This window comes from Roseburia sp. AM59-24XD (genome assembly GCF_003478445.1).
Taxonomy (GTDB): domain Bacteria; phylum Bacillota; class Clostridia; order Lachnospirales; family Lachnospiraceae; genus Jutongia.
The window spans coordinates 108,873-120,862 of record NZ_QUET01000004.1 but is presented as its reverse complement, the minus strand read 5'-3'; the positions used below and the strand labels follow the sequence as shown (position 1 = coordinate 120,862).

Annotated in this window: 10 protein-coding genes and 1 pseudogene; 4 read left to right on the top strand and 7 right to left on the bottom strand. The window is 47.5% G+C overall.

The window, feature by feature from the left end:
* Positions 1 to 21 precede the first annotated feature (21 nt).
* Positions 22 to 1,635, bottom strand: coding sequence for a Firmicu-CTERM sorting domain-containing protein (locus DXA20_RS02895; RefSeq protein ID WP_022306476.1), 1,614 nt, complete (start codon positions 1,633 to 1,635; stop codon positions 22 to 24).
* A 493-nt stretch (positions 1,636 to 2,128) separates the two neighbouring features.
* On the opposite strand from DXA20_RS02895, the pseudogene DXA20_RS18270 reads away from it, so the two are divergent.
* The 4 genes and pseudogenes from DXA20_RS18270 (at position 2,129) to DXA20_RS02875 (ending at position 7,156) form a co-directional block, all read left to right on the top strand.
* A pseudogene (locus DXA20_RS18270) lies at positions 2,129 to 2,802 on the top strand (response regulator transcription factor).
* The gene (locus DXA20_RS02885) at positions 2,803 to 3,702 is read left to right on the top strand and encodes a sensor histidine kinase (protein ID WP_118559225.1); all 900 of its coding nucleotides are present in this window, start codon (positions 2,803 to 2,805) and stop codon (positions 3,700 to 3,702) included. It begins immediately after the preceding pseudogene.
* 116 nt (positions 3,703 to 3,818) lie between these two features.
* Positions 3,819 to 4,490: an ABC transporter ATP-binding protein gene (locus DXA20_RS02880; RefSeq protein WP_118559224.1), complete on the top strand. Its 672-nt coding sequence runs from the start codon at positions 3,819 to 3,821 to the stop codon at positions 4,488 to 4,490.
* Positions 4,491 to 4,501: 11 nt separating this feature from the next.
* Positions 4,502 to 7,156 carry an ABC transporter permease gene (locus tag DXA20_RS02875; protein WP_118559223.1) on the top strand — a complete coding sequence of 885 codons (2,655 nt, stop codon included), beginning with the start codon at positions 4,502 to 4,504 and terminating at the stop codon, positions 7,154 to 7,156.
* A gap of 158 nt (positions 7,157 to 7,314) precedes the next feature.
* On the opposite strand, the gene DXA20_RS02870 is transcribed toward DXA20_RS02875, so the two are convergent.
* The 6 genes from DXA20_RS02870 to DXA20_RS02840 form a co-directional block, all read right to left on the bottom strand.
* Entirely contained in the window at positions 7,315 to 7,620 is a 306-nt protein-coding gene (locus DXA20_RS02870; RefSeq protein ID WP_022306481.1) for a type II toxin-antitoxin system RelB/DinJ family antitoxin, read from the bottom strand.
* Positions 7,621 to 7,706: 86 nt separating this feature from the next.
* A complete protein-coding gene (locus DXA20_RS16620) occupies positions 7,707 to 10,700 on the bottom strand; it encodes a cellulase family glycosylhydrolase (protein ID WP_243100509.1) in 2,994 nt (997 codons plus the stop codon).
* 194 nt (positions 10,701 to 10,894) lie between these two features.
* On the bottom strand, positions 10,895 to 11,239 hold the full coding sequence (locus DXA20_RS16330) for a hypothetical protein (protein ID WP_199877041.1): 345 nt from the start codon (positions 11,237 to 11,239) through the stop codon (positions 10,895 to 10,897).
* 38 nt (positions 11,240 to 11,277) lie between these two features.
* Positions 11,278 to 11,448, bottom strand: coding sequence for a hypothetical protein (locus DXA20_RS16075; protein ID WP_158577106.1), 171 nt, complete (start codon positions 11,446 to 11,448; stop codon positions 11,278 to 11,280).
* Entirely contained in the window at positions 11,435 to 11,731 is a 297-nt protein-coding gene (locus DXA20_RS02845) for a glycosyltransferase family 2 protein (protein ID WP_118559222.1), read from the bottom strand. Before DXA20_RS02845 ends, DXA20_RS16075 begins: the two co-directional genes overlap by 14 nt.
* A 6-nt stretch (positions 11,732 to 11,737) precedes the next feature.
* Positions 11,738 to 11,965, bottom strand: a complete 228-nt coding sequence (locus DXA20_RS02840) for a glycosyltransferase (protein ID WP_118559221.1) — start codon at positions 11,963 to 11,965, stop codon at positions 11,738 to 11,740.
* Between the last annotated feature and the right edge of the window lie 25 nt (positions 11,966 to 11,990).

Below are 11,990 nucleotides of genomic sequence, written 5' to 3'. Positions count from 1 at the left end.
CCATCCTAATATCGGTGTCATTTATACCACCTTCGCTCTCTTTCTCCGAAACCACAGTACCGCCAGCACTGAAAGTCCGCACAGAGAGATTCCCATCCAGGTACCGGTCGATGTACCGGCAATGGATACCCATTCATTACCAATATTAATGTATTTCGCCTGGATCATCTTAAGATCCGTCGGATCCAGATCAAAATGCTTCGCTAACTTCTCCAGATCAACCTCAAATTCCATCTCATCGGAGATTGACTTACCATCGGCTGTCTGTCGGACCGTCAGATACATTCTGCCATAGATCGGTGCATCATCATCGTTGATATTCGTTGCTGATGAGCCTGAGTTTAAATCCCACAGATAATACTCATACGTTCCCGCATCCAGATTATTGATCTTACAATCCTTATTGATATTGCCGTTCTTATCGACCGTCACCAGACGAAGTCCCATGGTAGTCTCATCATTCTCATTCAGACGCAGCGCAAACGGCTGAAACTCCTTCTCGTTCATATGGAGCATAGAAAGAACATGACCATACAGTGTCGTTCCTTCCACATAAAGTGCCGCCTCGGCATCATTACCGGTTCCACCGCTGGTCGAATACTGGATCAGCTGATGCGGATAATAATCCCAGTCGGAATATTTGCCATCGTAAACAATCTTGTTGAAGGTCTTGTCTGTCTCGGTATCCTCCTTCAGATTGGCAATATCATCGAGCAGCATATCGTCCCGCATATAATATCCGAAAGAAATCGTATCCTTATACTGGCGCAGGGCAGATGCCGGAATGGCAATCTCATAACGCTTGTTGGAATAAGAAACCTTCGCTCCGTCAATCCCCTCGATATAATCCTTCCGGATCTGGAAAGTCGTATGTCTGCCGAGGTCGGTATAGATCGTATACTTACCGTTGCCGCGCTCTCCGGCACCTGTCGCAGAACCATTCTCCTTCTCCTTCACATAGAGATACAGATAGTCCCCGTCAAATACGGCTGCCGTCTCATCGATCCACCGGTCATCGATCTTCTTTTTGGAAATGCTGTCCCAGTCGGTAAAGGTTCCATCGATCGTAATGCCCTGATATACCGCTGCCGTCGGTGTCGGCTGCTCATGATCCTTCACATGCTTGATATCACTGCTCTTGACAGAGATGCCACCGTAGGTGATCGTATAATCATCCTCACTGAAAAAGGACTTCGGAATCGCAAACTCAATCTCGTACTTGTTCGCTTCCTTGCTTGGCGCATATGCCTTCTTCACGCCAGTAATATCTCCGTACCAGGCGTTCTTGAACTCCTGCATCATATAAGTAAAACGGATCTGGGTATTGCTGCCGCCCTGACCGCTTGCATACTTAATATCAATATTCGTATTGCTGATCGGAAGGTAGTACTCATTACCACCATTCTGCTGTACATAAAAATACACATAATCGTCATCCTGCATCACAGCCCACTTTGCCACGGCGCTGTCCGAAGAATTCTGCATATCCACGCCGGTCCACTCCTGCGGATCTCCGTCAATCGTAATCTGCGCTGCCTGCACCCGTACTGCCGGTGAAACCGCAAATGCCAGCAAAAGCACTGCCATGCCGATCCATGTACGGAACCGGTCTATTCTCATCCTCTCTCTTATCATCTCTATCACTTCCTCTTCTGTCTATACTATGCGTGTCATTCTTTTGTGAAATATATACAACAATATTTTTATATTTCTATCTGTTATATCGTCTGTTATACGAAAAATCATCCATTTGAAAAACTTCATTTTTCAAATCCGAAGGAGCGTCCACACAGCAGTCCGCCGACTACCGGGTACCATTATCCGCATTCTGCGATCACTATGATCCTTTCTCCCTTCGCGTATATTATATTGTAATAATTCTCTGAATTATTATAGCAAAATCTTCATATTCGTCAACCGGAAAGGGATGACAAACGCAAGTAAACGGGCAATTTCTCACTTTTTACCAAGTATACCTCGGATCTGTGTCTATTTTATGTATATTCTGTTGCCATGATGTTTCCGATCCGGTTGTCTTTCTGTGCAAAAACATCTATAATCATCTATATTGTAAAGCATGACATATATCAAAAATATGCCAAAAGCCAGAAAGGAATGTCGGATTACCATGGAACAAATACTGATCGTTGAGGATGACCGCGGCTTAAACGCAGGTCTGTGCCGGGCATTAAAAGAACCCGGACGCAGGACTATCTCCTGCCAGAGTCTTCAGGCTGCCAGAGAACAGCTTATAACCGGCAGCGTGTCTCTGGTCCTGCTTGACATCTCACTGCCGGACGGCAATGGTCTTACGCTGCTCCGTGAGATCAAGGAACAGACACCGCAGATGCCTGTGATCCTTCTAACCGCAAATGACACGGACATGGACATTGTCGAAGGTCTGGAGCAGGGTGCCGATGACTATATCACAAAGCCATTTTCCTTGCCGTGCTACGGGCGCGTGTCGGAACGCAGCTGCGCTGTCATTCCACGACAGACACATCCTCTGTGTTTGTTCAAGGAGACTACTCGTTTGATTTTGCAAGGCTTCGCTTCACATTGAATGGCTCTGACGTCGAGCTTAGCCGCACCGAACAGAAGCTGTTATATCTGCTGACGTCCAACAGCGGTATCACACTGACACGCAATCAGCTCACCGACCGCATCTGGACGGACGGCAGTGAATTTGTAGACGACAACGCACTTTCCGTCACCGTCAAACGCCTTCGCGACAAGCTGCATGCCCAGTCCTGCATCCGGACTGTCTACGGAATCGGCTACCGCTGGGAGAATGGAGAATAAATGAACCTTTATATATTTGTTACAGCAGCCGCCGTGATCACCGCCACCGCTGTTGTTCTGTGGAACAGACACAAGACAAAACGCACGATGGAGACGCTGGATCACATGCTAACTCTCGCGATAAACGGAGAATTTACCGAGGATACTTTTGACGAAAGCCTGTTATCCGCTCTGGAAACAAAATTCGCACACTATCTTTCCGCATCCGCTCTTTCAGCGCAGAATGTTGCCACCGAGAAAGACCGTATCAAAACCTTCATCGCCGACATTTCCCATCAGACCAAAACACCAATCGCCAATCTGCAGCTCTACGGTGAGCTTTTACTGGAAGAAAATCTCTCCGATTCTGCCAGAAACAGTGCTCAGGCGATCGAAGTTCAGGCGAAAAAGCTGCGTTTTCTGATCGACTCTCTGGTCAAACTATCCCGTCTGGAACATGGCATCATTGCGCTTTCCTGCAAAAAGCAGCCGATTATGCCCATGCTTTTCCAGCTTCAGGAGCAGTACATACCTGCCGCCACAGCCAAGGGGCTTTCCTTGACTGTCTGCGAAGCCGATGCCACGGTCTGCTTTGATCCGAAGTGGACAAGCGAAGCGATCGGCAATCTTTTGGACAATGCCATCAAATATACCTCCACCGGCGGCATTACTGTCTCCGTTTACACCTATGAGCTGTTTGCAAGGATCGATATCACGGATACAGGCATCGGCATAGACGAGGAGGAATTTCCTAAAATATTCCAGCGCTTCTACCGCTCCGGTCAGGTACAGGATGAAAGCGGCGTCGGCATCGGTCTGTATCTTTCCCGCAAAATCCTGTCCGGAGAGAATGGCTATATTAAGGTTTCCTCCGTCCCCGGCAAAGGCTCTGTTTTCTCTGTTTATCTTCCTCTCTCCTAACCCGGACGGCAATTCTTACAAAACCGTCATAATTTTTTCCTGCCTTGAAAGATTGTGGAAAGATTTGTATGTCATACTGAACGTGTTTACAGATCTACAAAGAAAGGAAATGAATCATGTCTATTTTACAAACAGAAAATCTCACCAAAATATACGGCGATGGGGAAAACGCCGTTCACGCTCTGCGCGGCATCAATCTGACCGTGGAAAAGGGCGAATTTACCGCTATTGTCGGCACCTCCGGAAGCGGAAAGTCCACGCTGCTTCATATGCTCGGCGGACTGGATCGTCCCACAACCGGTAAAGTAATGGTCGACGGGAAGGATATTTTCTCGCTCTCCGAGGAGCAGCTTACGATCTTTCGCCGCCGCAAGATCGGCTTCGTTTTCCAGTCGTACAATCTGGTGCCTGTCTTAAATCTCTATGAAAATATCGTGCTTCCGCTGGAGCTGGACGGCAAAAAGATCGACCGCGAATATATTGATCAGATTGCAGAAACACTCGGACTCAAGGATCGTCTGGAAGCACTTCCGAATCAGCTTTCCGGTGGCCAGCAGCAGCGTGTTGCGATTGCAAGGGCACTCGCAGGCACACCGTCGATTATTCTCGCCGACGAGCCAACCGGTAATCTGGATTCCAAAACAAGCCAGGACGTTTTAAGTCTCTTAAAAGTCACCAGCGAGAAATTTGGCCAGACGATCGTCATGATCACCCACAACGAAGAGATTGCGCAGATGGCAGACCGTATCATTCACATTGAAGACGGCTGTATCTTCCGTCGGAATTAGGGGGTGAAAGTATGCATGTTTCCAATCATAAATGTATCCGCCGCTTAAGCTTTCGTGCTTTAAAAGCAGCCAAAAAGCGTAATATCATCGCGATCATTGCAATCGCACTGACAACACTTTTATTCACCTCGCTGTTTACCGTGATGATGTCGGTCAACGCCAGCTATGAAACCTATACCTTCCGTCAGATCGGCGGCTACAGCCACGGAACCTTTAAAGACGTTACCGATGAGCAGATCAAGGCACTTCAGGCACACCCTGACATCAAAAAAAGCGGCACCCGCATTGTCATCGGTACAAAATCAGATGACGGTTTCGAAAAATGCAGCGCAGAAATCAGCTATATGGATCCAAACACAGCAAAGTGGAGCTACGCCACACCAACCACCGGACGTGTCCCACAAAAGGGACACGAAATCGCAATGGACACAGGCTCATTAAAGCTTCTCGGCGTCACACCAAAACTTGGCGAAAAAGTTTCTCTCTCCTACACACTCTGTGACAGTACACAGTCCGGCAGCACGCAGACCGCCACATTTACTCTGGTCGGTTACTGGAACTTTGATGATGTCATGCCGGTTCACTATATCAACGTTTCCAGAGATTACGTGGACGAGGCAATCGCCATCGGTCAGAAAGAAGGGCTCACAAACTTTCGCAGCGATTTAAACGTTATGCTCCGTTCCAGCTTTAATATCGAGAAAACAATGGAGAATATCGACACAGATCTCGGTTACAACTGGAACACACGCGACGAAGAAAACAGCGTACGTATCGGTGCTAACTGGGGATATACCGCCTCCCGTCTGTCCGATAATCCGGACACTATCTCCCTGGTCGGTGTCATCTGCTTTTTACTCCTGATCGTCTTTACCGGATTCCTGATCATTTATAATATTTTCCAGATATCCGTCACAAGTGATATCCGATTTTACGGACTTCTCAAAACCATCGGTGTCACCCCGGCACAGCTTCGCCGGATCATACGACAGCAGGCTCTCTTCCTCTGTCTGATCGGCATTCCGATCGGACTTGTTCTCGGCTATCTGATCGGATGCCAAATGACTCCGCTGATCTTAAAGAGTTCTAACCTTTCACTGTCCGGCACGATCAGCACATCCCCTTGGATCTTCCTTGGTGCCGGTCTTTTCGCTCTCGGCACGGTTCTTCTTTCCTGCTTCCGTCCGGGACGAATGGCTTCCAGAGTATCTCCGGTAGAAGCCGCCAAATATACGGAGCTTTCACGCTCGCATGCCAAAAAGCGCCGCACACGCGGAGCCAGAGTTCATCAGATGGCGTTTGCCAACCTGGGACGAAACAAACGTAAAACTGTTCTAGTCGTGATATCGCTGTCTCTGTCCATCGTACTGTTAAATATTCTGGTGCTGTTCGTCAACGGCTTTGATATGGACAAATATCTCTCCAGAATGCTGTGCGGCGATTTCATCGTCAGCAATAACAGTTATTTCCGCTATGACGGAAACATGAATGAAAACATCTCACAGAACACGATCGATGAGATCCGGCAAAACACCCAGAACAGCCTGAGCGGCTGTGGCTACAAGCCAAAAGATGACATCCAGCCGGTCACATGGATCACAGAGAAGACCTACCGCAAGCTCCATGATGATATCTATACCAAAGAGGAGCTGGAGCAGAGCTTAAGCTACGAGGATCACCGGAATGGTCGGATTGCGTCCGATATGCAATTGGAAATTCTGGATTCCTCCCTGCTTTCAAAGCTGACCATTCACAGCGGAGATCTGTCCGCTTTATCGGACACATCAAAACATGCGATCGCAATCGTTGTCGATACAGACGATTACGGAAATATGATTAACCCGGAGAAATATCCAAAGGTCGGAGATACTCTGAAGGTATCTTATATCCGGAAGGATGGCGTTATTGATGCGCGCACCGGCGAGCCGGCTGATGACTCTACCCCGGAACAATACCTGCAGTACCATATTTTTAAATCACGCAATATCAATTACACCGTGTGTGCTCTGGTCAGCGTGCCGTACAGCATGAGCTACCGCTACTTCTCCGTTGACTCCTATTCCACGGTTCTCACGCACGATCAGTTTCTGGCGGACAGCGGTCAGAAGGCATCCCGGTTGTTTTATCTGTTTGATACGCCAAACCGCAAAGCGGAAACCAGCGCGGAGCGTTATCTGAAACGTCAGACCTCCGTTCCTGCCAGCGAGCTCAGCTTCGACAGCCGTGCTTCGCAGCGTGCTTCACTCAACAGCTTCAAGCATCTCTTCATAATCTGCGGCGGCTTCCTGTGCGCAGTCATTGCGCTGATCGGCACACTGAACTTTATCAATGCGATCCTGACCGGCATCCTGACAAGACAGCATGAATTTGCCGTGCTGCAGTCCGTTGGCATGACGAACCGTCAGCTTCGCACCATGCTGATCGAAGAAGGCCTGTTTTACGCCATCAGCGCATCGCTGCTTGCCCTGGCGCTGTCGACCGTACTGACCTTTCCGATCGGACATATGTTTACCAACACCGTCTGGTTCTTCACGGCGCGCCCAACACTTGTACCGGTATTTATTGCCGTTCTCGTATTTCTGATTGTCGGATGCACCGTTCCTGCACTGCTCTATCGTCAGGAAAGCAGGGTCAGTGTAGTTGACCGTCTGAGACGCACGGAGTAGGGATAGCTGAAAACGAGTCTATAATAAAAAAGAGAAACACCAGTAGCGGCAATGCCGGTACTGGCGTTTCTCAGTTTATTCAGATTTCATCTGCATCAGAATCTATAATTCCTTTGATATCTCGACCACTGCAGAATAAACTACTGCATAGTAATCTGTCATATATCAAACTCCTTTGCAAGCGCCTCATCCACTTCGTCAGCAGAATATACCCTGCCTGCTTTAATAGAATCGACACCCTTCTGCAACTTTGCATCAAGCTGATTTCTGGTCATCGCACCAACAGATGACGGCTTTGAAGAAGGAAGGCGCAATTCAAACGGCATTCCCTTGTTCAATACAATCTGACTATAAAGCATCTGAATTGCACTTGAGGGAGAAATACCCAGTTGCGAAAGAATTCCCTCCGCATTATCCTTGAGATTCGTATCTATTCTTGCATATACAGCAGATGTGTTTGCCATAGTATCGCCTCCTTTTTCTTAATATTTTATCCATGTTTGCTTGCAATTGCAAGCAAATCCAACACATTTAATATTTCAATCTCTGACTATTTCACCTGCAGCTTAACGGATGCTTTCTTTCCGCTTCCATCCGTTGCATAAACAGTAATCCTGACAGTTCCCTTTTGTTTTGCTTTCACAATTCCCTTTGCAGAAACTGTTGCTTTCTTCGCACTGGACGTCTTCCAGTAATACTGATTCGATGCCAGTTTCTTGCCCGGCTTTGCCTGAACCTTTAATTTCAGCTTCTTGCCTTTCTTCAGGCTGCGTGATCCCTTCTTGATCGCAAGCTTTTTCACTGCTTTTTTCATAACCTGAACAGTAACTTTACGACTTGTTCCGTCTGCTGCCGTCACGGTGATCACTGCTTTTCCAGTCTTCTTTCCTGCCTTCACAACACCGTTTTCATTTACCTTTACAACAGATGATTTGCTGCTTGTAAACGATACTTCCTGATCATCGGTGTCTGTGATAAAGTCCGCGGAAAGTGTCATTTTCTTTCCGGCTGCCAGCTTATATTTTGTTCCAACCGAAAGATTCTTTACACCTTTGACACTTGCTTTCAAAGTAAAGCTCATTGCGGTGTGTGAGTTGTCTCCGTTTGTCCCCGATGTTGCGCTCGGACCGGTACCCGGAGCTTTTGTATTTCCCGGTGCCGGTGTCTGGCTCGGTGATGCACTTGGGGTTGTTGTATCACTTGGTGCAGGCGTCTGACTTGGTGATGCACTTGGCTTGTCAGTCTCTCCCGGTGCAGGTGTCTGACTTGGCTCTGCGCTTGGCTTGGCTGTATCACTTGGTGCAGAAGTTTCACTTGGCTCTGCACTCGGCTGGGCTGTATCACTTGGTGCCGGAGTTTCACTTGGCTCTGCACTTGGCACGCCAGTCTCTCCCGGTGCCGGCGTCTGACTTGGCTCTGCGCTTGATCCCGGTGCACTGCTTGGTGCTGGTGTCTGGCTCGGTACGGCACTTGGTGTAAGGCCCGGTGCCGGTGTATCACTTGGAGACACTGTTACTTTCGGTGTGCTGCTTGGTACGGCACTTGGCGATGTCGTCACCTTCGGCGTACTGCTCGGTGCGGCACTCGGTGTCTCTGTCCCATTCGCCTTAACATCGGATACCTCAAATGTCATAGATATCGTATTCGTCCCCTGATAAGATACCCCATTAAAATATGCTTTCTTGCTTTCCGTAGTCACATCATCAATATAGGTAATTGCCCAAATATTGACAAATGCAAAGTCAAACACATTGTTCGCTTTTCCTGTTGTACTCTTCAAGCTGCTATTATAAGTAAACACACTATTATTCATGGAATACTCTTTTCCATTGACTGTTATGGACTTTACCTTAAGCGTGGCATAGCTGATCGGTGAATCCTCCGGCTCCGTCGCCTGAATATCCTTCAAATACAGAGAACCGATATTCTGAAGCTGCGTATCCGTCACCTTCAAGGTCATTGTATATTCCTGATCTGCTGTCGTGATATCTGCACTTTCTTCGCTGACGGTAGTGCCCCAGTCGTTCGTATTCATCATATAAAGCTTCGTACGGATATATGTCGTTTTTGGCACTGTCACCTTACACTCTGCCTTATAGCCTCCTGCCACAGATGCCGTGATCGTACAGCTTCCGGCGCCCACTGCCGTAACAAGTCCGGATGAACTCACCGTTGCGACCGTGTCATCATCGGATGACCAGGAGATCAGATCCTGACTGTCCGCCGGTGTCAGAGAAGCATTAAGCTGTACTCCCGCATCGCCAACACTGACTGTAATCCGATCCTTGTCCAGTGAAATCCCTGTTGCCGTAGAGGATGCACGGTAAATCTCCATCACCGCATTCACAACCTCCGGATGTACAACCGTATTCGTTGAACGGTCGATCAGACAGAAGCCATACACTCCGTTATAACCATTATCCCATGCTACCGGTACCAGACCATTCTGTTTCGCATAATAGCAGACCTTTTGATAGAAATCGGCACGGCATACCGTATTCTGACTGTCTATCGAAGACTTATTGATCGCACCAAACTCTCCGATCACCACCGGGTATCCCTGCGAAACAAACTTATCTTTTAATTTCTTGAACTGGGATACCATATAGCTTTCATCCCCCCAGGATGCCTTCTTCGTAGAATCCGTTGCCTTGCTGCCCCACTGCGTAACCGCCTGAGATTCCGTTCCACAGAACTCCCATGGAGCATAATAATGAACGGTGATCATGATCCTCTTCTCTCCGGCTGCCACACCGGATGACAAATACTGATCTGTTGGCAGCGCAAAACCATAATCACCAACCGTATAATTAATATCCGTATTCCATCCCGGAATCAACAGCCAGCGCTTGTCATTATTGCCGCCGGTCTGACGAACCGTATCCACAAAGATCTGATTATATGTATTAATATTCTCATAATACGTTCTGTTCGGATCACCATAAGTTCCATCAAATTCCTCATTCATCGACTCAAAGATCAGATGCTCATCGTAGTCCTTAAAGCGCGTTGCAATCTGCTGCCAGCATGCCTTATACTTCTCCCGGATCTTCGTCTGATCGCTGCTTCCGCAAAGAAGCCATCCTCCATTGATCGTCGTATAGCCATCTCCATGCATATTCACAATCGCATACATATCGTTCTTCACACAATAATCCACAACCTCCTGCACACGGTCAAGCCAGGCAGAATCAATCTGATATCCATTATTATCGTCAATCTTGTTCAGATAAGACACCGGAATGCGGATCGACTGAAAGCCTGCACTTTTCGCAGCCAGTACAAATTGCTCCGTCAGCTTCGGGTTGCCCCATGCTGTCTCATTCGGAGTTCCGGCATCATTCGCTTCGAGCGAATTGCCAGATTGTAACCAACTCCCATTGCCTCCGTGATCTGCTGTTGATTCAGATCCTGAAATGATGATGTCGAAGTCGCTGCACGAGCCGGCACACCCCCTGTTCCACCGGATGTCAATGAAGCGATCGTCATCGCTGCACTCAGCAGCACCGCCAATACTCTTTTGTTCTTGCGCATATAATTCCATTCCTTTCCATTTTGTACAAAACAACCCCAGCGTTCTGCCCTCCAAGATGCTTTGCAATTCTTGGAGGTATCCCACCACATTACGATCTTTTTCCTTTACCATTAAAAAAATGGGAACAATCCCCATTGCTCCCGCTTGTAATTATATCAAATATCTTTTTGAATTACTATACACTTTTACAAATATTCTACCTTTTACTCTTGCAGTTCTGCTAAAATCCGTAGCACCTCAGATTCCGGCAAGGAAAGTTTATCCGCAATTTGGGATGGAGTCATATGAAACCCTGTGTATAATATTTCTATTTTGCCCTCGAGCCTTCCCTCGAGCTTTCCCTCTTCATATCTTTCCCTATATTCCTGCTGTAATGTCATATAATCCAGCCTCCACTTCTCATTCTGACGGACTGACTGCACCGCCTCCTCCAGATCTTGCGTGAAAGCATCCGATACACCCTTTCCATATTGATCAAATGTGCAGATATAAATGACATAACTTTTCTTCAGGTTCCTATAATCCTCTCCCTTTTCAAGAATATTCAAATCAATCATCCCCTGATAATACGCTCTGCTTTCAAATATCATGCTTTCACATTGGTGCCATTAAGCATGGCATCAAAGATCATTTCCAAAGTGTTCACACTCATCTGCTCCAACTGATCCTTCGGTGTATACTTCATAAAGAAATGCAAACGATTTCTCCACATATAATATTCTATAAAAGTATTTGGTCTTTTGTTATTCGCTCCCATCTTTTTTGTTATTCGCTCCCATCTGATGTAAGGCTTTCGCTGCCGCCAAAGTCACCGTCCGATACCCGGCAAGATGCATCCGATGTCCCCATTCCGTATCATCCCAATAAATAAAATTATCTTCCGGTATGATCCCGATGTGATCCTTTCGGATCGCCTCCGTGCGTATCATGACCGCACAAGTTGCCACACTGTCACATTCCACAACCTCCGGCAAAGTTCCATCCTCCGGCACATCCGCATATAATGTCTGCACCATGCCCTGCGCCAAATCAATCTTCATCCCGCACTACTGCACATACTCCGGCATCTGGGTATGGTATACTCTGGCACCTGCCATTCCCGTATCGGGATGTTGCTCCAAATAAGTATACAATTCCGCGATAGCCTGTTCATCTACCATCGCATCATCATCCAGACACATCGCATAAGAGTAACCCTTTTCCAACACAAGCCGGAGCCCTGTATTAAATCCACCGGATCCCCTAAGATTCTCTGCATTTTGCAACAGTGTCACCTGATCGCCATACTTCCATACTTCT